Origin of the sequence: Rheinheimera muenzenbergensis, assembly GCF_036984005.1 — a bacterium.
Lineage (GTDB): Bacteria > Pseudomonadota > Gammaproteobacteria > Enterobacterales > Alteromonadaceae > Alishewanella > Alishewanella muenzenbergensis.
In genome coordinates, this window is the sequence record NZ_JALAAR010000003.1 from 229,577 (window position 1) to 255,774 (window position 26,198).

A 26,198-nucleotide genomic window follows, 5' to 3' on the forward strand; every position below is an offset into this window, starting at 1 on the left:
CCGCTCCTTAAATTGCTTCAGCCAGCTCAGACGCCAGCGCTAACTTACCAGGTAATGCTTCCCGAACCCTTGGTAGCAGATGCTCGCCCAGCCGCCATGCTTCTTCCAGGTGTGGGTTAGCACCTAACACAAAGCCAGTAATGCCCAGGTTGATATAGTCCAGCAACCGTGTTGCTATAGTGTCATAGCCACCCACTAAGCCTGCCGCTTCCCCCTCGCGCAGATAATCGAAGCCACGCCAAATCACTGCGTCTTGCCGTAACTGATCAAAATCTGTTACACCGTTTTGCGTACCATGTAATGGCACAGTTTTAACGGTGGCTTCAGCAAAACGTTGCTGCACTTCTTGCCAGGCGGCGTCATCGTCTCGTCGCGCTATCACATCAGCACTCAGATACACTTTCACTGCACGTCCCTGCTCGCTGGCTGCATGCTTTAACTGAGCAACTTGTTGGGTTATTTCAGCCAGAGGCGCTACCGGCAAGATATGCACATCGGCATGGCGGGCACTCAGTTGCAACTGTGCGTCAGTATTACCGTCCAGATAAACCGTTGGATAACGTTCACCTTGCAAGGCTGGCGGAAAACCACCATTTTCAACCAAAAAATACCGGCCTTCGAAACTGTAAGGCGCTTGCTGCCAGAACCCCTTGGTTAAAGTGAGAAACTCGGCACTGCGATCCAGTTGCCCGGCCAGGGTCCAGGACCTGCCGTGCCACGCCGGTGTTTTCGTCTCGCTGTGATACAAGTGCCAGTTAAGCCTGCCACCTGACAGGCGTTGAAAGCTGTTGGCAATTTTTGCGCTGTAAACCGCCGACACTAAACCTGCAGGCAGCGACACGATAAAGCGTAAGCGCCGCACCTCCCGCGCCAGCGCTCCGGCCACAATTTGCGGCTCTTCACCCGCAGCACTCTGGCCAATAAATAAGGCGTTAAAACCGCTAATTTCGGCAGCTCGGCCAATTTGTAGCAGATGATCATAATAGGTGTAGCCATCACGATTAGCGCCCAGGCGGGAAAACTGGTTACGATGACTACCTTGTGCCTGATAATCACCGCGATTCCAGTCAGCGCTGTGGGCAGCACGACCATCACCCGCCACAGGCAAACGCCAGATAAATTCAATGCTCATAATTTACGTCTCTTTGCTGATAAAACAGATGCAACTAACGCAGGAACTGTACCAAGGGCAAACCAGGCGAGAATAAATCTTAGGCATTTGATTATTATATGTTTTATATACAGAAGAGGTTTGGATCAGCAACCGGGTGTCGCCCTGGCAGCAGCCAACCTGACAAGCCTGCTGCTTGGGCAACACTGTGCGGCCAGAACAACATCTATTGCGGTAACAAAGTTATCCGCATGAAAATAAGTTATATAAAATCATAAAGTTAATTTAGATTTAAGTTTGGCACATTAGCTGCTATTTACAGCATACTAAATAACAAACTGGTTAAAAATTTATGTCAGCCCATCACATCCGGCAGCACGCCAGGAACAAAAACCGCTATCCTGCCGCCATTTGGTATCAATACAGCAATCATCCGTCAGCATTGGGGCTCGCGGTGGTGTCTGGCGCTTTGACAAAGCAGTTTAGTAATGAACCCCTAACCTTACTGTCGTTAGCGAGCTTTTCAGAACCTGAAATAAAAAATGCTGGCAGCCAACACCGGCTATATGGTTTTTTTTGTCAGGACAGCGCCATATTGGCGCTACAAGCCAAAGCCAATGGTGCTGATACATACTTGCTGGGTTTAAGCCGGTTAGCTAATGGGGAGTTACAAGCATTAACTGTAGACGTAGACTTCTGTCATGATTATCCCGAGCTGGTTTTAAGAATAATGGACCCGTTACTGGATGTGCCGCTGTTGACACGCCTGCAATCAGAGACAAGCGCTTCGCTGTTACAACAACAGACCGGAAAAAACAGCGTACAATTAAAACGACTATACGGAGACAACCTGCTGCAACAATTGCAGTTAAATTTAACGCATGAGCTGCTATCAGAGCTTGAACAACTTCAACAGCGATTGTTAGCGCAAGGCGCACTGTTGCGCGGCATCAATATTCACCACTGGCAAGCGCCACAACCGTTAAGTATTTTGCGTAGCGAGCGCGCCAGACAACGTGCAGCGACACCGCTGGGGGTGGCCAGTTAAAACAGGCTGAGATTTAACAGCGCCCCCATTAATGCCGCAACCAACAGCACCCGCAAAATGCTTTGTTGATAGCGAAACAATGCTATGCCGGCGGCGATGCCCAGCAGTAAGGCAATCCAATCCAGGCTGGCGCTAAGCCCTTGCGGCCACAATACGTGATAGCCAAAAAACAGTGCCAGATTAACAATAACACCTACCACTGCCGCGGTAATGGCGGTGAGCGGGGCGGTAAAGGCGGCTTGTTTTCGGCTGCGCTCTACCAGCGGCGCGCCAACTAAAATAAACAGGAAGGACGGCAAAAAGGTAAAAAAGGTGACAATGGCGGCCGCCAGCATACCGGCCAGCGGCAGCATGTTTGGGCCGAACAATTGCTCCGTCCAGCCGGCAATAAAGCCAACGAAAGTCACCACCATAATCAAAGGCCCGGGCGTGCTTTCACCCAGCGCCAGCGCATCGATCATTTGCAGCGCAGTCAGCCAACTGTAGTGCTCTACCGCGCCCTGGTACACATAAGGTAACACCGCATAAGCGCCACCAAAGGTTAGCAGTGCGGCCTTGGTAAAAAACCAGCCCAACTGCGCTTGCGGGCTATGCCAGCCATACAGCATAACCAACACCCCGAGAGATAAGGCCCAAATGGTCAGCCCCAGTGCTATGCCCAAAACCAATTTGCGCCAGCTAAATAGCTGCCACTTGGGTAATGCCGTGTTGTCGTTTATTACGGCATCGGCTGGAGCAGCGTGAGCGTTGCCACTGCCATGCGACACTGGCGGCACTTTTAACTGCGCCGGCCACCAGCGCATTAGCACTAAGCCGATTACAGCGGCCGCCGCCACAATATAAGGAAAAGGCAGCTGCAGCCAGGCTATGGCAATTAACGCGGCCAGTGCCAGCAGTTTAAGCGCGGTAGTATGTAAGGTTTTTTTACCGATACGCCAGGCGGCAAACAGCACTATGGCCGTTACCGCCGGCTTTACCCCATACAACAGGCCTTGTACCAGCGGTACATCACCATGCGCCATATATAGCCAGGCCAGCAGGCTGAGGATAAAAAACGACGGCAAAATAAACAGCAGGCCAGCGATTAAAGCCCCTTTAGCACCATGCAATAGCCAGCCGATATAGGTTGCCAGTTGCTGCGCCTCAGGCCCCGGTAATAACATGCAGTAATTCAGCGCATGCAAAAAACGCGCTTCAGAGATCCAGCGGCGCTTATCTACCAGTTCCTGATGCATCATACTCAGCTGCCCGGCCGGGCCGCCAAAGCTGATAAAACCCAGCTTTAGCCAGTATAAAAATGCCTCGCGCAGACCAACGGTAACAGGTGTCTCTGATAAAGGTTGCTTATTGTTCATCGCGGGCCAGTTTCCACTGTAAAAACGCTTTAACCACTAAGGTGGCAATAGCAATTAAGGTAAGTAGTGCCGCTGCAATAAAAGCACCAGCCGTGTTGTAGTCTTGTTGCAATAGCTCAATATGTAAAGGCAGGGTATTGGTTTGGCCACGTATGGTACCGGAAACCACCGACACGGCGCCAAACTCGCCCACAGCGCGGGCATTGGTTAAAATAACGCCGTACAACAGCGCCCAGCGGATGTTAGGTAAGGTAATGTGCCAAAACACCTGCCAGCCACTGGCGCCGAGTAACACTGCAGCTTCTTCCTGTTCGGTGCCCAGAGTTGACATCAGCGGCACCAACTCGCGTACCACAAAGGGGCAGGAGACAAATACCGTTACCATCACCAGGCCCGGCCAGGCGAACATCAGTTGTATATCGTGTTGATCCAGCAGGTTGGCAAAGGGCCCGTTGCTGCCATACAGCAACAGATACAATAAACCGGCCACTACCGGCGACACGGCAAACGGAATATCAATCAGCGTCAGCAATAGCTGCCTGCCGGGAAAGCTAAAGCGCGTAACACACCAGGCGATAAGGGTGCCGAAAATCAAATTTATCGGCACTGTTAAGCCAGCCACCAGCAAGGTCAGGCCAATCGCATGCAGCATATCCGGCTCGGTCAGGTTTTGCCAGACGCCACCAACACCGGCTGAAAATGCCGCAATAAAAATAAAAATCAGCGGCACCACTAACAACAACAGGGTTAACACCACCCCGCTGCTGATTAATAGCGGCCGCAGCCAGCGCTGGCGGCTATTTAATGATGTTTGGCTCATTTGGGCCCACCGGTAATATGTTGATAACGCTGTTGCATGCCGTTAATGACAAACAGCAACACTAACGACACCAGCAACACCACACTGGCTATCGCTGCTGCTGCCGCATAGTCAAATTCCTGCAAGCGGACAAAAATCATCAGTGAGGTCACTTCGGTTTGCCACGGCAAATTACCGGCGATAAAAATCACCGCACCAAACTCCCCCAAACTGCGGGTGAACGCGAGTGCCGTACCGGTCAGCAATGCCGGCTTTATTTCCGGCAGTATCACTTTAAAAAAGGTTTGTAAGGGGCTGGCCCCCAGCGTTGCCGAGGCTTCTTCGTATTCGGGACCAAATTCTTCCAGTACCGGCTGTACCGTGCGCACCACAAAAGGCACACTGGTAAAGGTCATTGCCACCACAATACCCAGCCAGGTGTAAGACACTTTAAGATCCCACAACGCCAAATACTGGCCAAACCAACCCTGAGTGGAAAACACTGCCGCTAAGGTTAACCCTGCCACGGCAGTAGGCAGCGCAAAGGGTAAGTCCATCAGGCCATCGAGCAGTACCCTGCCCGGGAAGCGGTAACGGGTTAAAATCCAGGCCATTAACAGGCCGAAAAACAAATTAAACACACTGGCCACGGCAGCTGCTGAGGCGGTAACTTTGTAAGAGGCTACCACGCGCGGGTCACTGATAATCGCCCAATACTGCGCCAAGCTTAAACCGGCTACCTGCACCACCAGGCCGGTGATTGGCAACAGAATAACCAAACTGATAAAAAACAAACTGCTACCCAGGCTGATACTAAAGCCGGGTAGCACGCGTTTGCTGTTATCGCTGCGGTAAAAGGCCACGGCTAGCGTTTAATGTCGGCCAACAATTGATCAAGTACACCGCCACTAACAAAATGGGTTTGTTGTACCTTTTCCCAACTGCCAAACACCTCTTCAACAGTAAATAATTCGGTAGCAGGAAACTGCCCGGCGGTTGCCGCTACCACGTCTGGCTGATGTACGCGGTAAAACTGGCGCGCTAATACCTGCTGCGCCGGCTTAGTATACAAAAACTCCAGATAGGCTTTGGCTTGCACGGCAGTGCCGTTGCGCTGCACATTCTTGTCAATCCAGGCCACCGGAAACTCAGCCAGTACGTTGGTTGGCGGCACGACGCGTTCAAACTGTTGCTCAGGAAACTTGCTGATAATGCCGTTAACTTCAGATTCAAAGGTGATCAGTACATCACCTAAACCGCGTTCAACAAAAGATGTAGTGGCACCGCGGCCACCGGTGTCGAACACCACTACGTTACCAAGTAAGCCCTTTAACCAGCTTTGCGCTTTGCCATCATCATTATTAAACCGGCGTAACGCATCGCCATAGGCAGCAACATAGGTATAACGCGCATTACCTGATGTTTTCGGGTTAGGAAATACCAGCCCGACACCGTCGTTAGCCAGGTCTTGCCATTGCTTAATGCCTTTGGGGTTACCCTTACGTACCAGAAACGCCATCGTCGAGTAGTACGGCGACGAATTGTTGGCCAGGCGGTCGCGCCAGTTTTCCGGCAATAACTGGCCTTTGTTGTGTAGCACATCAATATCAGTACTTTGGTTAAAGGTGACCACATCAGCTTTTAAGCCCTGTAATATGGCTTGGGCCTGCCGCGAAGACCCACCATGCGACTGGTTAATGGTGAGCGTTTCACCGGTTTGCTTTTGCCAGTGCTCGATAAACAGTGGGTTAATTTCAGCGAACAGTTCACGCGCCACATCATAGCTGCTGTTTAATAACTCTTTCGCTGTTGCCGGTGCCGCCAGCGTTGCCGCCAGCAATACCAGAGTCAATTTTCTTGTTATCTGCATTTTGGTTATTCCTTTAAATTAAATGCCTTCACCGAGGAAGACTTTGCTGTAACGCGGCTGGATCCAGGCGATATCGCCTTGTGCCAGCTGCAATTGTTTAAACTGCTCTTTGGGTAATTCAATATGAATAAGCTGCTGGTCGATATCGGTTAATACTTCCAGCCGCGCCACGGGGCCAACTATGGTGACCAAATCCAGCGTCACTTTTAAACTATCACTGACCGGTGCTTTAAAGATGTCAATTTCATGCGGCCGCACATAAGCAAAGCCGTCCTGCTCGTCGCCATTATTGTGCTCCGGTGACGCCAGCTTAACGCTGCCAATGGTAGTCTGGCCCTGCTTTACCCGGGCATGGAACAAATTTACATTACCTAAAAATTCATACACAAAGGGGTTAGCCGGGTTGTCGTATACTTGCTCCGGCGTGCCATCCTGCTCGATGGCGCCCTTGTTCATGACCACTATGCGGTCGGCCACTTCCAGCGCCTCTTCCTGATCGTGGGTGACAAAGACACTGGTAACATGAATTTCGTCATGCAAACGGCGCAGCCAGCGGCGCAGCTCGGCCCGCACCTTGGCATCCAGTGCGCCAAAGGGTTCATCCAGCAGCAATACTTTGGGCTCTACCGCTAAGGCACGCGCCAGCGCAATACGCTGACGCTGACCGCCGGATAACTGCGCCGGGTAGCGATCTGCCGTCCAGTCCAGTTGCACCAATTGCAGCAGGTTATTCACTTTTCTGGCAATTTCGGCTTTGTTCGGCCGGAATTTTTTTGGCTTTACCGTTAAGCCATAGGCCACATTTTCAAACACTGTCATATGTTTAAACAGCGCATAGTGCTGAAATACAAAGCCCACGCCACGCTCAGACACATGCTGGCCGGTAATGTCTTCATTATTAAAATGAATGCGACCACTGTCGGCTTGCTCCAGCCCGGCAATAATGCGCAGCAAGGTGGTTTTGCCCGAGCCGGACGGCCCCAACAGCGCGGTCAGCTCGCCGGTTTTAATCGCCAGGTTAACGTTATCGACGGCGACAAAGTCACCAAAGCGCTTGTTTACCTGCTCAATACTGATACTCATAACATCAAATCCTGTCTAAATACTGCGCTCTGTGGTCACTCAGGCGGTTTTATGTTTGCGCTCGTCTTTGTATTCGACGTAGCTTTTAATCACTATGGTCACCAGCGCCAACCCGGTTAACAACGATGACACCGCAAAGGCGGCGGTAAACATATATTCGTTGTACAACACCTCTATGTGCAGCGGCATGGTATTGGTTTCACCGCGAATACGGCCCGACACCACCGCAACCGCGCCAAACTCGCCCATGGCGCGGGCATTACACAGCACCACACCGTAGATCAGGCCCCATTTAATGTTTGGCAGCGTTACGTACCAAAAGGTTTTCCAGCCACTGGCGCCCAGCGTTAGTGACGCTTCTTCCTCTTCTTTGCCTTGTTGCTGCATTAGCGGAATAAGCTCGCGTGCGACAAAAGGCAAGGTGCCGAACAAAATCACAATCACGATGCCAGGCACGGCGAAAATAATTTTAATATCATGCTGTTGCAGCCAGGGGCCTAACCAGCCATGGCTACCGAAGAAGATGACAAAAATCAGCCCCACCACCACCGGCGATATGGCAAACGGCATATCAATAATTGACACTAGCAGGGTTTTGCCACGAAACTCAAACTTAGCCACTGCCCAGGCAATCGCCACGCCAAATACCGCATTTAATGGCACCACAATCACCAGCACAAACAAGGTAAGCTTAATAGCTGCCACCGCATCGGGCTCGGTAACCGCCTGCCACCACACCTTAAGCCCGGCTTCAAAAGCGCCGTATAGCACTACTGACAATGGCAGCACTAAAAACAGGCTTAAAAAAACCAGCACAATGCTGATTAAGCTGTAGCGCACCCAGCGTGGTTCAGTGGTGGCCTTTACTGCAGCCACTGCCGTTGGCAACCCGGCTTCATTATTTATTACAGCGTCTGTCATAGCGCACCGCCATTGCGTTTATTGGTCCACCACTGCAGGCCGTTAATCAGCAACAACAGCAAAAATGCCGCGACTAACATCACTACGCCAATAGCAGCGGCGCCGTGGTAGTCATACTGCTCAGCTTTGGCCACGATCAAAAGCGGCGTTATTTCAGTGCGGTAAGGTAAATTGCCGGAGATAAAAATTACCGAGCCGTATTCACCCAAAGCCCGGGCAAACGCCAGCGCATAACCGGTTAGCAGTGCCGGCAATAGCGCAGGCAGTATTACCCGACGTATCGTGGTAAAACGGCTTGCGCCTAAACTGGCCGAGGCTTCTTCCAGCTCTTTTTCAAAGTCGGCCAGTACCGGCTGCACAGTACGTACGACAAACGGCAGGCCGATATAGGTCAGCGCGATAACTACGCCAATTTCCGAGTAGGCAATACGAATACCCCACACTTGCAGGTATTGCCCGACCCAGCCAGTGGTGGAATACAGTGTTACCAGCGCAATACCGGCGACGGCTGTGGGCAAGGCAAAGGGTAAATCGACCAGCGCATCGACAACTTTTTTGCCGGGAAAGCGGTAACGTACCAGCACCCAGGCCGTCAGGCTGCCAAACACGGCATTAATGGTCGCACCAGCCAGTGACGCGCCAAACGATAGCTTGTAAGAGGCGACTACCTGCGGGTGGCTGATAGCCTGCCAAAAATCCTGCCAGCTCATTTGCAAGGTGAAAATCAGCAAACCGGCTACCGGTAACAAAAACAACAAGCTTAAGTAAAACACTGAAAACCCCAGCGTTAAACCAAAGCCGGGGATCACTCGTCTGGCAACTACCGTTGTCATATTCAGCTCCGCGTTTTCGGGTGGCTACAGGCGCTGCATACGCAGCGCCAACTTACTGTTAACGGCTGTTGGCAACCGCGGCTAGTACCTTGTCAAATACACCGCCATCGTTAAAGTGCTTTTGCTGTGCCTGTTGCCAGCCACCAAACACCTCATCAATTTTAAACAGGTTTACCTGCGGGAATTTGTCACTGTACTGTGCCGCGATAGCGGGATTAGATGGCCGGTAGTAATGCTTCGCCGCCAGATGTTGTGACGCATCGGTATACAGTTGCTGCAAATACGCCTCTGCCAGTTTACGGGTACCTTTGCGGTCAACGTTTTTGTCGACAATGGTCACCGGTGGCTCAGCCAGGATACTGATGCTGGGCACCACTATTTCAAACTGGCCTTTGCCCAGTTGTTCTACTGATAAAAAGGCTTCGTTTTCCCAGGCAATAAACACATCGCCAATGCCGCGCTGTACGAAGGTGTTGGTGGCACCACGGGCGCCCGAGTCCAGCACCGGCACGTTTTTATACAGTTTTTCAATAAAGTCGTAGGCTTTGTCTTCCGAGCCATACTGCTTAAGCGCATAGCCCCAGGCCGCCAGATAATTCCAGCGCGCACCGCCGGAGGTTTTCGGGTTAGGGGTAATAACCTCAACATCCGGGCGGACTAAATCATCCCAGTTTTTAATGTTCTTCGGGTTACCTTTGCGTACCAGCAACACTATGGTCGAGGTGTAGGGTGAGCTGTTATTCGGCAACCGGCTTTGCCAGTTTTGTGGTAATAAACCGGCTTTGCTGCCAATAGCGTCAATGTCATAAGCCAGCGCCAGTGTCACTACGTCGGCCTCCAGGCCATCAATTACCGCACGGGCTTGGGAGCCAGCGCCACCATGCGACTGTTTAATATCGGGCGCTTTATGGCCCTGCTGGTGCCAGTACTGGCTGAACTGCTGATTATACTCGCGGTAAAATTCACGGGTAGGGTCATAAGACACGTTTAAAATGCTGTTATTGGCCAGGGCAATAAAGCTGCTGGCAGCCAACACTGAACCCAACGTAAGCTGTTTCACTAGTTTGCTGATCTTCATTTCGATATCCTTTAGTAATTTTTTTAATTATCTTCTAAGGCCTCCGGACGTCCGGTCAGCAAGCGGCTTTATTTGGGTTGATGCTCCAGCCTTAACTTCTCGTTTTTTTCCAGTTGTACTAATTTACCATGGTGGAAAATCAGCTCGACCGAACCAAACTCAATCTGGCCCACCAACCGTTCCAGTAATACCAAGAGTTGCGGTAGTGCATCTTTGGCGTCATCGTTTACTGTCATGGTGTGCTCCTTAACGCAGCGGTTGACAGAGCCATCATATACAGAACTTCAAATAACCAATAAATAGCAAATTATGATTATCTATATCAAAATGAAATATAAGACTCGGGCATGCCTGTTGTGACTTTTCATCGCTTCAACCTATCGCAGCGCACTGTTTAATCGGCAGCAGCTGCAGTACACTGGCTTTATTAGTTAATCTGCCCGGAGTGATTTATGTCAGTGCTAACCCCTTACCAGTTACGCCAACAGTGTCGCAGTGGTGCCTTTAGTGGCAATACCTCGGGTTTTGCGCCGGGTTTTGTCCAGGCCAATATGGCAATACTGCCCAGGCAGTACGCCGCCGATTTTCTGCAGTTTTGCCACTTTAATCCCAAACCCTGCCCGTTACTGGGTATGGCGGCCACACCGGGCGCTATCGACATGCCATCTTTGGCGAAAGATCTGGATATCCGCAGCGATTTACCAAAGTACCGTGTATTTAAGCACGGTAAACTGACTGACGAGCTAACGGACGTGCGGGAGATCTGGCGCGATGATTTAGTCACCTTTTTAATTGGTTGCTCATTCTCGTTTGAAGAGTCATTACTGGCCGACGGCCTGGAAATTCGCAATATCACAGAAAAGGTTAATGTGCCGATGTACCGCACCAATATTGGCTGCACCCCGGCTGGTGTTTTCCTCGGCGGTATGGTGGTCAGCATGCGGCCGATGCTACCGGCCGATGCGATACGCGCTATTCAGATCTGCTCACGCTTCCCGCAGGTACATGGCGCGCCGGTGCACTTTGGTGATCCGGCCGCTATTGGTATTAATGATATTAACAAGCCGGATTTTGGCGATGCGGTAACAATAAAACCCGGCGAAGTACCGGTATTCTGGGCCTGTGGCGTTACGCCACAAGTGGCGATAGCCAATGCCGGCGTGGACTTTTGCATTACCCACAGCCCCGGCCATATGTTGATAACCGACTTGGCCAACAGCAAGTTGTCAGTGTTTTAACTTGCTGCACCGATAACGCAACATAGGGTGTTATCGGTGTACAAGCCAATTTGTTATTGGCCAGCGGGTTGCTGCTCTTTATGCAACCGCTGCTCCAGCCGTTGTGTCACCTGACCAGCATAGATTTCGCAGCCTTTATCATCGGATAAACCGCTTTCGCTTTGCAGCCGTGTGCGCATATTGCTGGCTGACGGATGCGGCGTCAGCAGGATCTGGCAGTCCAGTTTAGCCAGTTTGCTAAGCCCGGCCCGGTAGGCATTCAGGTAGCTAAGATGCTCGCTAAAGCGATAACTGTCGCTGCTCACCGGCGATAAGCTGTCGGCATACACCAACACCTGACACTGCTCGGCCTCACAGCTGGTCCATTGCCAGCTTAAAGCGCCCGGCGTATGGCCCGGCGTTGCAACCGGCAGCAGGCTAAGCGACCCTAACGTCACCGCCTCGCCCTCTTTTACCTCGCCATCCACCCGCGCAGCAGGAAATGGCTGATGCATACCCGCCTGCGGATCAGCAGCATTAACCACGCCGCTGGCCAGCACCGGTGCCGCAGCGGCAGAGGCCAACAACCTTGCCCCGCTGAGTTGTTGCAGCTTGGCTAAGCCGGCAACATGGTCAAAATGCTCATGGCTTTGCAGCAGCAGTTTGATATCGGTCAGCGCAAAACCCAACGCACGGATATTGGCAGCAATCACATCAGCACCGGCTGCGGTAGCACCGTCAATCAGAATATGGCCGTTAGCACCGGTAATTAAAATCGCGCTAATACCGCAGGTACCCACATAATAACTGTTGCCATAAATACGGTATGGCGGCCCGGCTTTGTCCCAATCATCCCAATCGCTACAGCTGTTTACCCAGGCTGTTGCCGGTGCAGCTGGCTCCGACTCTGCGGCATACACCGGGGCAGCCTGGTAACCTGTGATTAGCGTTACCGTGGCCAGCATGCTGGAAATGGAAAGTCGTAGTAAGCGCATTAGTTAGTCCCTAAGAATAAAACGGTGGCAGACTTTTTACCGATATAGCAATGAATGCCTGGTGAATGGCGATCAGCTGCCGTGGCATTTTACGTTTACTCACACCCTATACAAATAGCCAAAACTATGATTAATAATGGTATATTTTTACCATTTAATGAACACTATTCATAGGCAAGCCCATGATTGAAAAAATTCACCTGAGTATTTTGCGCGAAATCAGCCGCAGTGGCTCGCTGACAGCGGCAGCCGGCCGGTTAAACCTGACCCAATCGGCGCTAAGCCATAGTATAAAAAAACTGGAGCATCAGGCCGGTACCAGCCTGTGGTTAAAAGATGGCCGCCGCATCCGCCTGACTGAAGCCGGTAATTACCTGCTGGAACAGGCTAACCGGCTGTTGCCGCAGTTTGAGCGCCTGGACGAAACCCTGCGCCAGTTTGCCGGTAACGAAAAAGGCAGCTTGCTGGTGGGCATGGAGTGCCACCCCTGTTATCAGTGGTTACTTAAAGTCGTACAGCCTTTTTTGGCGCAATCGCCCGGTGTCGATATCGACGTAAAACAGCGGTTTCAGTTTGGTGGTATGGCCGCGCTGTTTAACTACGATATTGATTTATTGATCACACCGGATCCCATCAACAAAGCGCGCATTGAATTTGAAGCGGTGTTTCCGTATGAGCTGGTGCTGGTGGTTGGCCAGCAAAACCCGCTGTCTGCAATGGCAACCATCAGCCCACCGCAACTAAGTGATCAAACCCTGCTGACCTATCCGGTAGAAACGGCACGGCTGGATATATTTCAGCAATTTTTGCTGCCGGCGCAATGTATGCCTAAGGTGCATAAAACACTGGAAGCCACCGACATTATTCTGCAAATGGTGGCGGCTAACCGCGGCGTGGCCGCTATGCCTAAGTGGCTGGCACTGGAATACGCCAACAGCCTGCCCATTGCCCTTATCCGGCTAGGCGATGCGGGTATTCATAAGCATATTTATGTTGGCTACCGTAAGCAGGAAAAACTAAACCAGCACATTCAACGTTTTATCGCCTTAGCCAAAAACCACAGCGCGGCATAAGGCTGCAGCGCCTGTCGCAGCTGAGTTTATGCCAGCTGTGTTACCAGTTAATAAAAAAAGCAAAAAGGTAACGCATTTTGGCAACTTCCCCCAACTGACAACATTACTACAATGGAGGTCGGGGTTGGCTATTCGGCAGGTAAGTGCAGGACGCCGCTACAGTCAGCACCTGCACAAACGAATATGTCGGCAGCGCTTATCCAGTGCATTTGTCACTGTATTACTGGCCGATGATTTGCTTTGAAAGACTTATAACAAATCACGAGGGGATGCAGAGAAAATGGATAACAGGAAAACCTTTCGCAGAACAGCACTGGCCAAAGCCGTGTCTTTACTGCTTGGTGGTGCCGCCAGTATGCCGTTGTATGCGCAACAGGCACCCAGCCAGGAGCCGACCGAAGTGGAAGCGGTAGAAGTTATTATGGTACGTGGCGTACGCTCCAGTATGCAGGAAGCCGCGTCAATTAAACGTAATTCAATGGGGGTGGTAGATGCCATTTCCGCCGAGGACATAGGTAAATTCCCGGATACCAACCTGGCCGAGTCACTGCAGCGCATTACCGGTGTGTCGATCAGCCGCAATAATGGCGAAGGTTCTGAAGTCACCGTTCGCGGCTTTGGTGGCGACAACAATATGGTAACGCTAAATGGCCGTACCATGCCCTCTGCCACCACTTATGGTGCCGGCTCAGGTGCTGATGGCACCACCCGCGGCGGCAGCGCCCGCGCGTTCGATTTCTCCAACCTGGCCTCGGAAAGTATCCGCGCCGTTGAAGTGTACAAAACCGGTAAGGCCAATATCGCGACCGGCGGCATTGGCGCTACGTTAAACGTCAAAACCGCCCGGCCAATGGATACCGGAGAAACAGTCGCCAGTGTTGGTGTTAAAGCCGTGCATGACACCACCAACCGCGCCGGAGATGATGTCACACCGGAAATTTCCGGCATATTCAGCCATGTGCTGGAGAATGGTAAATTTGGTGTCAGTATCTCCGCCAGCCATCAGCAGCGTGATTCCGGCTATACCGGCGCCACCGTTAACGACTGGCAGGTCGATTACTGGGACGACATTGCCGATGCCGATCGGCTGTGGAACAACGCCAATACCCAGGTCGTTAATGCGCCAGCGCAGGGCCAGCTGTATACCCGGCCTAATGATATCCGCTATGCGTTCTCCAATACCGAACGTACCCGCGACAATGCCCAGCTTACATTACAGTTCCGCCCGAACGACAACTTTACCGCTACCGCCGATTACACCTTCGCCGAAAATAATCTGGTAGAACATCGCGGCGAAATTACCAACTGGGTACAAACCGGTAGTAATACCCGTATTGTTGAATTTGATAACAATGCAGTGAAAACGCCATCTTACATTCAGGAAATATACGCCGGCGCCGTCGATGAAGGCTACGAGCAACAATGGCGTGAACAAACCAATACGCTGAAGTCGGTTGGTTTAAACCTGGAATACCGGGTTAATAACGACTTTACCGTGCAACTGGATGCACACAGCTCAGAGCTGTACAGCCGCGGCACCGGCCCGCGTGGTTCAGGTGAGCTGGCCGTTGGTCTGGGTGCGCCTATCGTGACCTCGCGTGAATGGTTCTGGGGTGCCGACTTACCCACTTACCTGAACGTGTATGACGACACGGTTCCCGGCAAAGGCGCCAATGCTAACAACATGGTTGACCCGGGTGATGTTGGCTCCTCTATCGGCCGCATCCGTAATGCCAGCCAGGAAAGTAATATCGATCAGGTTAAGCTCGACGCCAGTTACCAGCTGGATGAAGGCCGCTTTGATTTTGGCCTGGAGATGCGCAAGATGGAATCACGTTCCATCCAAACCGCGGGTAACAATATTGCACTGGGTAACTGGAACGTCGGTAACCCGGGCGAATTTGGCGATCTGATCCAGCCATTTGACTTACCCGGCGAGTTTGACGACTACAGTGCCCGCCCCGGCGGTTATGGCTTTATTGCCGATCCGCGCGCTTTATATACCGCGGCTGAAGCGCTGTACCCTGGTATACCTTCCGGCGTAGAAAGCTCCCTGTCGTACGACAATATCGTGCAGGAAGATACTCTGGCGCTGTATTTCCAGATAGCACTGGAAGGTGATATCGGTGGTATGCCGTTTGATGTGTTAACCGGCCTGCGTTATGAAAAGACCGACTCGAAATCCAGCTCGCTGGTTAGCCCGGTGTATTTTAGCTGGGAAGATAACAACGACATTATTGCCTATGTCGATTCCAGCCTGCCAGCCGAGCCGGCCAGTGCAAAAAATGACTACGACTACCTGCTACCCAGTCTGGATGTCACCCTGCACCTGAGCGATGACTTAATCAGCCGCTTCTCGTTCAGCAAAACCATCGCCCGCGCCGGTTTGGGCAGTTTAGGCGTATCGGCTTCAGACTTTGGCGGCGGTGGCGGTTCTACCCTGTTTGGCGCTCAGCCGGTTGCTGATGCCTCTAACCCCGGCTTATTACCGCTGGAATCAAGCAACTTTGACCTGTCACTGGAGTGGTATTACAACCCGTTCAGTTATATGTCGGCCGGCGTATTCCAGAAAAACGTGATTAACTTTATCGGTAGCCGTCAGGTAGATCAGCCGCTGTTAGGTATCCGCGATGTTACCGCCGGGCCACGGGCCTTAGCTGCCGCCCAGGATGTACGCGATGCCGGCTTCCCGCTGGATGATACCTACCTGTATGCGATGATGGTATTTAACGAGTACCGCAACCATCCGGATATGATTGCCGAATTTGGCGCTAACCCGCAGTTTACCGGCACTCAGGCACAAATAGACTTCCTCGCCAATAACCCTGGCTTCGATTTACGTGCTACCGACGCCGATCCTGAGGTTATTTTCCGTACTAGTACACCGGACAATAACCGCGAAGCCAAAATTTACGGTGCCGAGTTTGCTATTCAGCATTTCTTTGGCGAAAGCGGTTTTGGTGTGCAGGCTAACTACACCATAGTGCGCGGCGATGTCGGCTTTATTAACACCGCTGATCCGGGTGAGTCACAGTTTGCGCTGGTAGGTCTCAGCGATACCGCCAACCTGGTGGGTATCTACGAGAAAGATGGCTGGCAAGCGCGAATAGCCTGGAACTGGCGCGATAAGTACCTGGCCGAAGTTAATAAAGGTGGCTCGAATAACCCCAGGTTTGAAGAAGCCTACTGGCAAATCGATGTTAACGTCAGTTACGACATCAACCCGCAACTGACGGTATTTGCTGAAGCCATCAACCTGACCGGTGAGAACAGCCGCTCGCATGCCCGTAACAAGGCCATGCTGTGGTACCTGACTGATTTAGGTCCGCGTTATCAGCTTGGTGTACGTTACGACTTCTGATAACCCTTGCCGCCAGCACAACTGGCGGCAATGCTCTGTTCGTTGTACTGTAATAGCCGGGCAACTTGCTACGGCTATTACCCTTTAAGTTGTAATAACAGAGACAGGAAGCAGACATGAGCCAGCACCTACTGTTAAATAATATCGACCACCAGCACACCCGGGTATTACACCGCTTTGCCGCCGAATATGGCGACAACCTTTGCAGCGTACCGGTGTTTGCCAGCGAATTCAGTGCTCTGCAACACGAATATCCGATCCTGGTGCAGCATAAGCAACAGGACGACAGTTTTCAGGCTGTCGCCTTATTGGGGCTGGCAGCAGACGAAAATCTGTACCTCAAGCCACAGCTGGCCAATGGTTGGGATGGCCGCTATATACCGGCGCTGATTGAAAAAGGCCCGTTTCGTATCGGCTTTCAGCAGCAAGAGGGGCAAACCGAGCCCGAAGCCGTGGTACATATCGATTTGGCCCACCCTAAAGTCAACCAGCAATACGGCCAGCAATTGTTTCTGCCACAGGGCGGCAACAGCCCTTATTTGCAACATATTGCCGACACTCTGCAACGCATTCAGCGCGGCATGGCAGTGTCAGGCCCGCTGTTTAACGCCTTTACTCAGTTAAACCTGTTACAGCCGGTTAATATCGAATACAGCCTGCATAATGGCGAAAAACACCGTTTAAGCGGTTATTACTGCATTAATAGCGACGTATTGGCCGCACTGCGCGCGCCGGAGCTGGAACAGCTACACCAGGCTGGTTTTTTGCAACTGGCCTTTGCCATGCAAAGCTCACTTCGCCATATCAGCAGTTTAATCGAGCGTAAAAATCAGCTGCTGCGCGCTGCAGCCCAACCGGCATAGGGCCAGACCTATGCTACAGGTTAGCCGCCACTGCCGTATTGTCGATAACTGCCAACCGGGTGTGGTACCGGCGCAGCTGCTTAACAGCACTGAACCGCTGCTATTAAAAAGCCTGCTCAGCCACTGGCCGATAGTGCGCTTAGGGCAGCAGGGCGCGGCGCCGCTGGCCGATTATCTGCTATGCCACTACAACGGCGCAGCAACCCAGGTATACCGTGGTGAGCCGGGAATGAACGGCCGCTACTTTTATAATGACAGCGCCACCGCGCTGAACTTTAGCATCAGCAACGGCCAGATTGATCAGGTACTGCAGGATATGCTGGCCTGGCAGCATAGCGCCGAACCGCCGTCCGTGTATATTGCCTCTAATTTGCTGCAAAGCCATTTTCCCACCCTGCCCGGCCAATTGCCATTGCAGCGACCAAAGCCAGAACCGGCTTATGCCACCGAGCCCGACCGGGTCAGCATCTGGCTGGGTAACCGCTCTGTGGCGGCCTGCCATTATGATGCGTCAGAAAACCTGGCCTGCTGTGTCGCCGGTAAGCGTCGCTTTACGCTGTTTCCGCCGGAGCAAGTCAGCAATTTGTATCCGGGGCCGCTGCAACCAACGCCTGGCGGCCAGGTGATCAGCATGGTCGATTTTGCCAACCCGGACTTACAGCGTTTTCCCAATTTTCCGCGTGCTGTTGAGGCCGGCTATATTGCCGAACTGGAGCCGGGCGATGCGTTATATTTACCCAGCATGTGGTGGCATCAGGTGGAGGCACAAAGCAGCTTCAATGTGCTGATTAATTACTGGTGGAGCACAGCACCGCGCTACACCGGCTCGGGTATGAACCTGCTGTATCATGCCCTGCTGTGCCTGCGCGACAAACCGGCGCATGAGCGCAAAGCCTGGCAGGCACTGTTAAATTACTATGTATTTGATGACCCAAAGCAAGCCGCAGCGCACCTGCCACCGCCAGCGCACGGTGTACTGGGCGAGCTGGACGAACTGCAAGCCCGCCAGCTCAGAGCCATGCTGCTAAGCCGGTTAAACCGCTAACATAAGGACACTGCTGTGCATACTGAAGCTGAACAACGCCCTGTGGTAAAAAAAGTGGTGATAGCCGGCGGCGGTACCGCTGGCTGGGTTGCGGCGGCGGCGTTGTCCAAACGCTTACAGGGTCTGGTGCAGGTCGTGCTGGTCGAGTCGGAAGACATCGGCACTGTCGGCGTCGGCGAATCGACGATACCGCCGGTGCAGCTGTTTCATAATCTGCTGGGCATCGACGAGCAGGAATTTATGCGCGAAACCGATGCCACCTTTAAGCTCGGCATTTCGTTTGAAAACTGGGGCCAGCTTGGCGATAAATACCTGCACCCGTTTGGCACCACCGGCAAGGGCAGTTTTCTGGCCGATTTTCAGCATTATTACCTGCATGGCAAGGCGCTTGGCGTTACCGCGCCGCTGGGCGATTACTGCTACGAGTTACAGGCCGCATTGGCCGGCAAGTTTGGCAAAAGCACTAATTCAATGATTAGCTACGCCTACCATTTGGACGCCAGCCGCTATGCCCGCTTTTTACGCCGCTTTAGCGAAGCCCAGGGGGCGCAGCGTATAGAAGGTAAAATCAGCCGGGTGCAGCAACACAGTAACGGCGATATCCGCGCCTTAGTGCTGGAAAGCGGTGAAGAAGTTAGCGGCGACTTATTTATCGACTGTACCGGCTTTCGCGCCCTGCTGATCGAACAAACGCTGCACAGCGGCTTTGAGCGCTGGGACCACTGGCTGCCGTGCAATAAAGCCGCCGTGGTACAAACCGCAGCGGGCGCCAGCCTGCCGCCTTATACCCGCGCCATCGCACATGACAGCGGCTGGCAATGGCGCATTCCGCTGCAGCACCGGGTGGGTAATGGCCTGGTGTATGCCAGCGATTATCTGTCTGACGCTGCCGCCTGTGACCGGCTGCTGAGCAACCTGGAAGGCGCGCCACTGTTCGAACCGCGCATCCTCAGTTACCAAACCGGCCGGCGCAAGCAGTTCTGGCTAAAAAACTGTGTCGCGCTGGGCTTAGCCAGCGGCTTTATTGAACCGCTGGAATCGACCAGTATTTACCTGTTTATGAATGGCGTGATCCGGCTGTTGCGGTTATTTCCGTTTAACGGCGTCGAGCAGCCGCTGATTGATGAATACAACCAGCAGTCGATCAGCGAACTGGAGAAGATCCGCGACTTTATTATTCTGCATTATCATCAAACCGAACGCAGCGACAGTGAGTTCTGGAACTACTGCCGCACTATGTCTATTCCCGATTCACTGGCGCACCGCATCGAGTTATTTAAGGCCAGCGCGCATGCTTTTCAAACCGGCGACGAAATGTTCCGCCTCGAGTCCTGGACTCACGTCATGCTGGGTCAGCGTTTACAACCCAACAGTTATCATCAGCTGGTCGCCAGCCTGCCACCGCAGCAACTAAAGGCGCACCTGCAGCAAATTCGCGACACCATCAGCCATGCCGTGGCACGTTTGCCGCAGCATAGCGACTTTATCCGCCAGTACTGTGCCGCCAATACGGACTAACCGCTATGCTCGCTGCTAACCCCGCTATGCAGATCCACTGCTTACGCCCCGGCAACGAGCAATCGCCACTGCTGATAATCGATAACTTTATCGCCGAGGCTGAGCAGTTACTGGCCAATGCCGGCCAGCAGCGTTTTGTTGCCAATTCGCCGTATTATCCCGGCGTGCGTGCGCCAGCGCCGCTGTCGTATCAGCACGTGCTGCTGCAAAGCCTGACGCCGCTATTGCGCGAGGTATTCGCCCTGCCCGCCGGCGCCCTGAGTTTTTCGGTTTGCCATTACTCACTGGTTACCACGCCACCGTCTCAGTTAAAACTGCTGCAACGCATTCCGCATTTTGACACTACCGAACAACACGCACTGGCGGCTGTACATTACCTGTTTCACGGCAATCAGGGCGGCACTGCCTTTTACCGCCACCGCCAGACCGGTTTTGAAACTATCGACAACAGCCGCGCGCCAGCCTATTTTGCCGCGCTGGAAGGCGAAAACGACGGCCCAAACATACCCGGCCGCGATGCCGGTTATATTCACGGCGATACACCGTTATTTAGCCAGATAGCAGAAGCCGAAGGCGTATTTAACCGGCTGATAATTTACCGCCGCCACGCCCTGCACAGCGGCGTAATCCCGCCCAACGCAAACCTTTCAGCCGATCCGGCACAGGGCCGATTAACCATTAGCAGCTTTATAGACCTACAGCCAGAGCCTGGCTAAACACTGCCTATGCCTTGTCAGACGGATTAGCCCGTATTTGCTGGTAATCAGCTGTACCGATAAGTTATTGCACCTCTTACAGAAGTGCTACAAAGCCTTGTCGTTAACAGTAAAAGCATCTTTATAAATTACCTACTTTTTTACGTCTGATAAAGCTAGCCCTTTACTCATTGTTAACTTAACGTTTTATAGGTTAATATTTTGAGCTATGGCGAATCTGATTTTGCAGTCCAGTTTCAGGCCATCCGGCACGAACCAAACATTGAACCTGCAATATAAAGGACTACTCTATGAACACGATTGAAAAACTACTAATATCGCGTGGTGAGCTTGAGCGCATTTATGTTGGACAATTGCATCTTTACCTTTGGCGGGCTCTCCACAACTCAACTAAAGCAAACAATCCGCTGTATCCTGATTTTGAGGAGCGCGAAGTTCGCGCAGGCGTATTGCGAGCGCCAGATGTAGAAGTGACTAAAGATAAACGCGGTAACGAACTGGTTGTATCGCAACTTGGCAAAGGTACATCGTTATTCGACAAACCTGGCGCGTTCGGGGCAGGCAACTGGACTTACTTTGAGATACCGGAAGGTACACAGATTCCATCTGGATTAATCATTACCAAAGACAGTTATAACAGACGTTTTAATGCCACACATTATTCTATAAGCCCAAATTACACTATGCCAAAATCACAATTTATCGCTTTGCTGGATCAATTAGCCCGAAATGCAGAAGCGCAAAGAAGGAAGCTGGGAAATGGTTGAACTTAGTCTTGCTACCCTAATGGTAAGTATCCAGGCGGTGGCCAAACAAATTGAGTATTTTGAAGGTCTGTTGAGTTCTGAAACCGTCAGGGATAAAGACGAAATTCAGCAATTGCTGTTGTCGTTGGATAATGCAGCAGAAGAACTTAAACAGGCATATGAAAGTCGTCGGCAAGCGGGGAGCAATTTCCCTGCGTACGAGAAGTTGGTACAGCAGAAAGCCGGTTAAACAGATCGAGCAGCGGGGACAGAGACATCGGGCTAGTTTTATCAGGTATTCAAAGAGGAAAACTGATGGCCCGTTTGCCCCAGATTTGTCGCCAGCACAAATATCAGCTGTACCTATAAGTTATTGTAAGTTTTAAACAAGCGGTGTAGTGTTCTGTACATTTACAAACACCAGTTAACCCGTGTTTGATTATGTGTAGACTCGCGGATGCAGAACCGCATGGGGGTGGAGTTGGAATATAACCGAGAGGAATTTTTGCGTTATCGATTCAATTCATTTTTAGTTGAGCGCTTCGATTTGCCAAGTCAGGATTATTATTCGTCTTTAACTGCTGAAGGATTTATTGGTCTCAAATCAGCTTTGTCAGATATTAATAATATTCTTACCCTAAAGGTCACTCTTTCTTTTGCTGATTGGCTTGCAGACCACTACGTGCTTGATAAAGCAGCAAGATCTGAGTTGCACAGAATGGTTTTGGAGGCCAAACCAAATTCAAATGGATATGATGTTTGGCTTGGTTACCCGGTAACTTTTGTGGGTGAAGTGAAGTGCAATATCCCTATTAACAATGGCTCTGTCTATGGTTCCGCACAGCGACATGGTATAGAGAAAGATGTTGTAGGACTATTAAAGGGAAAGCGTAAAGCGTCAATAAACCCTGAGTCATGCCCAAAATACTTAGCTTTCTTAGATATTCCACAAATCCGTGCTGCAAATGAACATTTACTAAGCGTCAGCAGTTTTTGCCGGGATCATCTAGTATTTGTAGAAGGAGAGCAGGAGTTGACTAGAACGGATATAGTTTACGGTGTTTACGTTTCAGCCAATGTATAACAAGCGAGCAGACAGGACTATCTCGACTCAACTCACTGAAATAAAATAATAAATTTGGTCAGATCAAAATTACCCCCTAATTACCCGAGGAGCCTCAATGTAGGGCAGAGCGTGTTGCGTGAAACAGTCTTACAACCAGTGTATGTTGCATAGATATGGCTGAGAGAATTCTCGTCGTCGATTATGGCGAAACCATCATCGGCATTCAGAATGCCAATGGTGGAAAATACATTCCGTATTTTGACGAAAAGCGAATTCGTGCTCTTGAGAGGTTAGAGCAAGCAGATGAGGTAGTTACGTACAACGGGAACAGGTATGACATTGGCAAGCTAAATAACCTATCAATAATGCTTAGAGGAAGAGAATTCCTAATAGCTGGCATACACACTGACATGCGCGAGTTGTGCTGGCCTGGAATTATTGGGTCAAGCTTAGAGAGCACGTTTAATAAATACTACGATCAGTCAAGGGTGTTCCCGGACACTTATGAAGGCTCGAACCAAAAGGACGTCTACATGACGCTTATGCTGTGGCGATACTGGAAGAAGTTGGGTCGCTTTAAATAAACGGGGCAATCTCTAAAGCCGAGCCAGTTTCCACTGAGAGGATGGTCAATATTATTCTTGCTGGCCTTTACCTGCTGCCAGTTCTTGCATTGCAGCTACAGTGGTTTCATTCGGTTGGCGCGCTTTAATTTCAAACGGTATACCACCATGATTGATAACAGCGCGCGCAAATAGCTTCAGCGCCTGAGACGGGCTTAGACCGACATCATCACAAATGTTGGTAAATGCGACTTTTGTGTCATGATCGATGCGTGTGCTAAGCATTTCACTTTTCATGATAATTACCCCAAAGTGTGTTGCAATGTCAGACATTGTAGCACATGGTTAGACTATCAGATAACAAACGGTCATTCGCGGCCTTTCGCCGCTGCTACGCTCACAAGTTCGCGCGCGGGGCGATAGCAATTCAACACATAGAGGAAAAACAATGCCGCATTTTATCGTCGACTGCTCGGTTGAGGTGCTGGAAAGCCACCCTGAGGAATATATTGCAGAGCAAATTCATTTGGTTGCTGTTGCCTCTGATTTGTTTGATATCGGTGATATTAAAGTCCGGGTTAATCCTTACAGTAAGTATCTGGTTGGCGGAAAGCGTGAGCTTTTCATCCACGTTTTCTCCAGCATCATGCAAGGTCGCAGCACTGAGCAGCGGGCGAAGTTGTCACAAGCGGTTGTTGAGAAGTTAGTGGCTATGTTTCCTCATGTGCCAAATATTGCGATGAATGTCAGTGAGTTTGAAAAAGCCACTTACTGCAATAGGAATATGCTTTGAGCAATACAGCTGAATAAATCGGGGCTTATGGAAACCCCGATAAGTAAATTTGCAACCTGGGGCAATGGCCGGGTTAAGCCACTTACTTTGGCTCGGCAATCTGAGCAGTAAAAGGCGATGCCGGTAAGCCTGCACTGTTATACAACACTGCATCCGGGTTATCAGCCCAGGCGTAGCGTACTTGCTGCGGCGCTTTAATATCAGCATGCGACAGCACTAATTGTTTACCCTGTAGCTTTAGCTGCGCCCAGCGATACTTGCCGTCGCTGCCGGCGATGTCAAAGCTTTGGCCGGGTTTTAGTACCAGTGGCTGATCAAAGCTGAGCAAGAGTTTATCGCCCTGCGCTTGTACCGACAGCAGCTGCGGCCCCTGATACTGCACTTTCTCGCCCAGCGCAACCGCGCGTGCGGCCAATGCCAGGCGCTGGCCTAAGGTTTTTTTATCCACCGGGTGAATATCATTCCACTCGCCTACGTCTATCGCCACCACCATGGCGGTGTTGGGCTCGTCCTGCACAAGTCGCTGGGCTTCGCGTAGCGCCGCCCAGCCGCTGTCGGTAGGATGTGGACTTTTCTGCAGATAATTGGCCAGTTGTACATATAAAAACGGTAGCTGTGGCTGCTGCCATTTCTCCCGCCAGTCGCGGATTAAGGCGCGAAAACGCTGTTGATACTGCACTTCACGGCCGACATTCGACTCGCCCTGATACCAGATCACACCCTTTATCGGCAGCTTGCTCAGTGGCGCAGTTAGGCCGTTATATAAACCCAATGGCTGCCAGCGGATAAAGGTATCAGCCGGTAATATTTCGGCCGTGGCACCCTGGCGCATCTGCCACTGGCCGCTCAGCGCTATATGCTGTTTATCCGTGCCTAACCAGTACGGTTTATCCGGCATCAGGCCGGTTTTGCTATTCGTGGCAATAATGCGCACTGCTATCAGGTTAACACCGGCTTTAAGCAGCCCGTTTGGCAGCGCATAACGCCGTGGCGGATACTGATAGGTGGTATTACCAACCTTAACGCCGTTGATATACACCTCGTCGGCATCGACAATTGAACCCAGCCGCAGGGTATCGGCCGCCGCGGCCTGCACTGCGCTCAACTGCACCGTTTTACGCAGCCACCACACCCCGGTAAAAGGCTGCGGCAAAAAGCCCGGCACGCTGAAGCTTTGCCAGTCGCTGTGATCCAGCTTTGGTGCATACCAAGGTTTATCGCTGTTCAGGCCGGCATCGCGGCTGGCTAAATCGCCGTACCACTGCGCGTTTTTTGCCTGATCGGCAGCGGTAATGTCAGCAATTAGTTGCTTATCGCGAAAGCGCAGCCCTTGCGCCAGTGCATCCGGAAACGCCTGCAATGCTTCTTCGCTGAGCCAGGCTTCCACCGGCGAACCGCCGAGCGCATTATTTAACATGCCGATTGGCACGCCATTATGCTGATACAGCTCGCGGGCAAAATAAAACGCCAGTGCCGAAAAACCGGCAATATGCGCAGTAGTCGCCGGCAGCCATTGGCCACCGCTTAAATCTTGCTGTGGCGCGTCAAAGTTATACTGCTGCGGTACGGTAAACTGGCGGATCTGCGGATAATTAGCGCTACTTAAATCCTGCGGATAGGCCTCTGCTACCCTTGCCATTGGCAGCTCCATATTTGACTGGCCCGACGCCAGCCAGACATCGCCAAAGCAAATGTTGCTCAACGTGATTTGATTGCTGCCGGTAAAGCGCAGCTGCTGGCCACAGCCGGCCTGTTGTGCTGGCAGGGTAAATTGCCACTGGCCGTTTTCTGCGCGCGTTTGCCCCAGCACAGCGTCATTTAACTGCACGATGATCTGCTCGCCAGCCGTGGCATAGCCCCATAAGTTAATGCTGCTGTCACGCTGCAGCACCATATTATCGCTAATCAGTTTTGGCAGGCGAATATCGGCCTGTGCACTCAGGCTGCACAGCAAGGCGACGAACGGCAGTAGTTTTTGCATCGGTTGGCTCCGGCAATAGTATCGCCCCAGCCTAGCATGTTGTTTTATCACGCCAAGCCCTTGCGCAAGAATGGCTAAGCGCTTAGCAAAAAACGTAAAACCGCCGTGGGCTTTCTTAATTGCCCTGCCATAACGCCATGCTAGCCTGAGCTTTTAGTTAACA

At 51.7% G+C, this 26,198-nt stretch carries 26 protein-coding genes; 13 read left to right on the forward strand and 13 right to left on the reverse strand.

The genetic code is table 11. The features are described from left to right. Nucleotides 1–7 precede the first annotated feature (7 nt). Complete coding sequence (locus tag MN202_RS05030; RefSeq protein WP_335734998.1) at nucleotides 8–1,132, reverse strand: LLM class flavin-dependent oxidoreductase; 1,125 nt, start codon at nucleotides 1,130–1,132, stop codon at nucleotides 8–10. Nucleotides 1,133–1,463: 331 nt separating this feature from the next. Between MN202_RS05030 and MN202_RS05035 the strand changes: the two genes are divergently transcribed. Next, on the forward strand, nucleotides 1,464–2,159 hold the full coding sequence (locus tag MN202_RS05035; RefSeq protein WP_335734999.1) for a hypothetical protein: 696 nt from the start codon (nucleotides 1,464–1,466) through the stop codon (nucleotides 2,157–2,159). Here the strand turns inward: MN202_RS05035 and chrA are convergent. The 9 genes from chrA to MN202_RS05080 form a co-directional block, all read right to left on the reverse strand. Then, nucleotides 2,156–3,514, reverse strand: coding sequence for a chromate efflux transporter (gene chrA / locus MN202_RS05040; protein ID WP_335735000.1), 1,359 nt, complete (start codon nucleotides 3,512–3,514; stop codon nucleotides 2,156–2,158). The genes MN202_RS05035 and chrA overlap by 4 nt on opposite strands. After that, nucleotides 3,504–4,334: a sulfate/thiosulfate ABC transporter permease CysW gene (gene cysW, locus MN202_RS05045; protein WP_335735001.1), complete on the reverse strand. Its 831-nt coding sequence runs from the start codon at nucleotides 4,332–4,334 to the stop codon at nucleotides 3,504–3,506. Before cysW (MN202_RS05045) ends, chrA begins: the two co-directional genes overlap by 11 nt. Then, entirely contained in the window at nucleotides 4,331–5,176 is an 846-nt protein-coding gene (cysT, locus tag MN202_RS05050; protein ID WP_335735002.1) for a sulfate/thiosulfate ABC transporter permease CysT, read from the reverse strand. The genes cysW (MN202_RS05045) and cysT (MN202_RS05050) overlap by 4 nt, the downstream gene beginning before the upstream one ends. 2 nt (nucleotides 5,177–5,178) lie before the next feature. Beyond that, nucleotides 5,179–6,183 carry a thiosulfate ABC transporter substrate-binding protein CysP gene (gene cysP / locus MN202_RS05055; RefSeq protein WP_335735003.1) on the reverse strand — a complete coding sequence of 335 codons (1,005 nt, stop codon included), beginning with the start codon at nucleotides 6,181–6,183 and terminating at the stop codon, nucleotides 5,179–5,181. Between the two features lie 18 nt (nucleotides 6,184–6,201). Then, nucleotides 6,202–7,266 carry a sulfate/molybdate ABC transporter ATP-binding protein gene (locus MN202_RS05060; RefSeq protein WP_335735004.1) on the reverse strand — a complete coding sequence of 355 codons (1,065 nt, stop codon included), beginning with the start codon at nucleotides 7,264–7,266 and terminating at the stop codon, nucleotides 6,202–6,204. A gap of 39 nt (nucleotides 7,267–7,305) precedes the next feature. After that, nucleotides 7,306–8,187 carry a sulfate ABC transporter permease subunit CysW gene (gene cysW, locus MN202_RS05065; protein ID WP_335735005.1) on the reverse strand — a complete coding sequence of 294 codons (882 nt, stop codon included), beginning with the start codon at nucleotides 8,185–8,187 and terminating at the stop codon, nucleotides 7,306–7,308. Beyond that, nucleotides 8,184–9,020 (reverse strand): sulfate ABC transporter permease subunit CysT, encoded by an 837-nt coding sequence (gene cysT, locus MN202_RS05070; protein WP_335735006.1) that lies wholly within the window; start codon nucleotides 9,018–9,020, stop codon nucleotides 8,184–8,186. The genes cysW (MN202_RS05065) and cysT (MN202_RS05070) overlap by 4 nt, the downstream gene beginning before the upstream one ends. Before the next feature lie 58 nt (nucleotides 9,021–9,078). After that, a complete protein-coding gene (locus tag MN202_RS05075; protein WP_335735007.1) occupies nucleotides 9,079–10,098 on the reverse strand; it encodes a sulfate ABC transporter substrate-binding protein in 1,020 nt (339 codons plus the stop codon). A 68-nt stretch (nucleotides 10,099–10,166) separates the two neighbouring features. Next, complete coding sequence (locus MN202_RS05080; protein WP_335735008.1) at nucleotides 10,167–10,334, reverse strand: YezD family protein; 168 nt, start codon at nucleotides 10,332–10,334, stop codon at nucleotides 10,167–10,169. Between the two features lie 216 nt (nucleotides 10,335–10,550). On the opposite strand from MN202_RS05080, the gene MN202_RS05085 reads away from it, so the two are divergent. Continuing rightward, nucleotides 10,551–11,336, forward strand: a complete 786-nt coding sequence (locus tag MN202_RS05085) for a putative hydro-lyase (RefSeq protein ID WP_335735009.1) — start codon at nucleotides 10,551–10,553, stop codon at nucleotides 11,334–11,336. A gap of 53 nt (nucleotides 11,337–11,389) precedes the next feature. On the opposite strand, the gene bla is transcribed toward MN202_RS05085, so the two are convergent. Beyond that, complete coding sequence (gene bla / locus MN202_RS05090; RefSeq protein ID WP_335735010.1) at nucleotides 11,390–12,310, reverse strand: subclass B3 metallo-beta-lactamase; 921 nt, start codon at nucleotides 12,308–12,310, stop codon at nucleotides 11,390–11,392. Between the two features lie 182 nt (nucleotides 12,311–12,492). Here bla and MN202_RS05095 point away from each other — a divergent pair, with 182 nt between their 5' ends. From MN202_RS05095 to MN202_RS05140, 10 genes are all read left to right on the forward strand, one after another. After that, on the forward strand, nucleotides 12,493–13,383 hold the full coding sequence (locus MN202_RS05095) for a LysR family transcriptional regulator (protein WP_335735011.1): 891 nt from the start codon (nucleotides 12,493–12,495) through the stop codon (nucleotides 13,381–13,383). 280 nt (nucleotides 13,384–13,663) lie between these two features. Continuing rightward, nucleotides 13,664–16,744 carry a TonB-dependent receptor gene (locus MN202_RS05100; RefSeq protein WP_335735012.1) on the forward strand — a complete coding sequence of 1,027 codons (3,081 nt, stop codon included), beginning with the start codon at nucleotides 13,664–13,666 and terminating at the stop codon, nucleotides 16,742–16,744. A gap of 116 nt (nucleotides 16,745–16,860) precedes the next feature. Beyond that, the gene (locus MN202_RS05105) at nucleotides 16,861–17,607 is read left to right on the forward strand and encodes a SapC family protein (RefSeq protein WP_335735013.1); all 747 of its coding nucleotides are present in this window, start codon (nucleotides 16,861–16,863) and stop codon (nucleotides 17,605–17,607) included. A gap of 10 nt (nucleotides 17,608–17,617) precedes the next feature. Continuing rightward, complete coding sequence (locus tag MN202_RS05110; protein ID WP_335735014.1) at nucleotides 17,618–18,652, forward strand: cupin-like domain-containing protein; 1,035 nt, start codon at nucleotides 17,618–17,620, stop codon at nucleotides 18,650–18,652. A 15-nt stretch (nucleotides 18,653–18,667) separates the two neighbouring features. After that, the gene (locus MN202_RS05115) at nucleotides 18,668–20,170 is read left to right on the forward strand and encodes a tryptophan halogenase family protein (protein WP_335735015.1); all 1,503 of its coding nucleotides are present in this window, start codon (nucleotides 18,668–18,670) and stop codon (nucleotides 20,168–20,170) included. A 5-nt stretch (nucleotides 20,171–20,175) separates the two neighbouring features. Beyond that, on the forward strand, nucleotides 20,176–20,886 hold the full coding sequence (locus tag MN202_RS05120; RefSeq protein WP_335735016.1) for a DUF6445 family protein: 711 nt from the start codon (nucleotides 20,176–20,178) through the stop codon (nucleotides 20,884–20,886). 290 nt (nucleotides 20,887–21,176) lie between these two features. After that, a complete protein-coding gene (locus MN202_RS05125; RefSeq protein ID WP_335735017.1) occupies nucleotides 21,177–21,653 on the forward strand; it encodes a Tse2 family ADP-ribosyltransferase toxin in 477 nt (158 codons plus the stop codon). Next, a complete protein-coding gene (locus tag MN202_RS05130) occupies nucleotides 21,646–21,882 on the forward strand; it encodes a Tsi2 family anti-toxin (RefSeq protein ID WP_335735018.1) in 237 nt (78 codons plus the stop codon). Before MN202_RS05125 ends, MN202_RS05130 begins: the two co-directional genes overlap by 8 nt. 207 nt (nucleotides 21,883–22,089) lie before the next feature. Next, nucleotides 22,090–22,716 (forward strand): hypothetical protein, encoded by a 627-nt coding sequence (locus tag MN202_RS05135; protein ID WP_335735019.1) that lies wholly within the window; start codon nucleotides 22,090–22,092, stop codon nucleotides 22,714–22,716. A 155-nt stretch (nucleotides 22,717–22,871) separates the two neighbouring features. Further along, nucleotides 22,872–23,282, forward strand: a complete 411-nt coding sequence (locus MN202_RS05140; protein WP_335735020.1) for a 3'-5' exonuclease family protein — start codon at nucleotides 22,872–22,874, stop codon at nucleotides 23,280–23,282. 51 nt (nucleotides 23,283–23,333) lie between these two features. On the opposite strand, the gene MN202_RS05145 is transcribed toward MN202_RS05140, so the two are convergent. After that, nucleotides 23,334–23,594 (reverse strand): type II toxin-antitoxin system RelB/DinJ family antitoxin, encoded by a 261-nt coding sequence (locus MN202_RS05145; RefSeq protein WP_335735021.1) that lies wholly within the window; start codon nucleotides 23,592–23,594, stop codon nucleotides 23,334–23,336. 115 nt (nucleotides 23,595–23,709) lie between these two features. On the opposite strand from MN202_RS05145, the gene MN202_RS05150 reads away from it, so the two are divergent. Then, the gene (locus MN202_RS05150; protein WP_335735022.1) at nucleotides 23,710–24,054 is read left to right on the forward strand and encodes a 5-carboxymethyl-2-hydroxymuconate Delta-isomerase; all 345 of its coding nucleotides are present in this window, start codon (nucleotides 23,710–23,712) and stop codon (nucleotides 24,052–24,054) included. 82 nt (nucleotides 24,055–24,136) lie between these two features. Here the strand turns inward: MN202_RS05150 and MN202_RS05155 are convergent, their stop codons facing one another. Then, nucleotides 24,137–26,035, reverse strand: a complete 1,899-nt coding sequence (locus MN202_RS05155; RefSeq protein ID WP_335735023.1) for a sialate O-acetylesterase — start codon at nucleotides 26,033–26,035, stop codon at nucleotides 24,137–24,139. Between the last annotated feature and the right edge of the window lie 163 nt (nucleotides 26,036–26,198).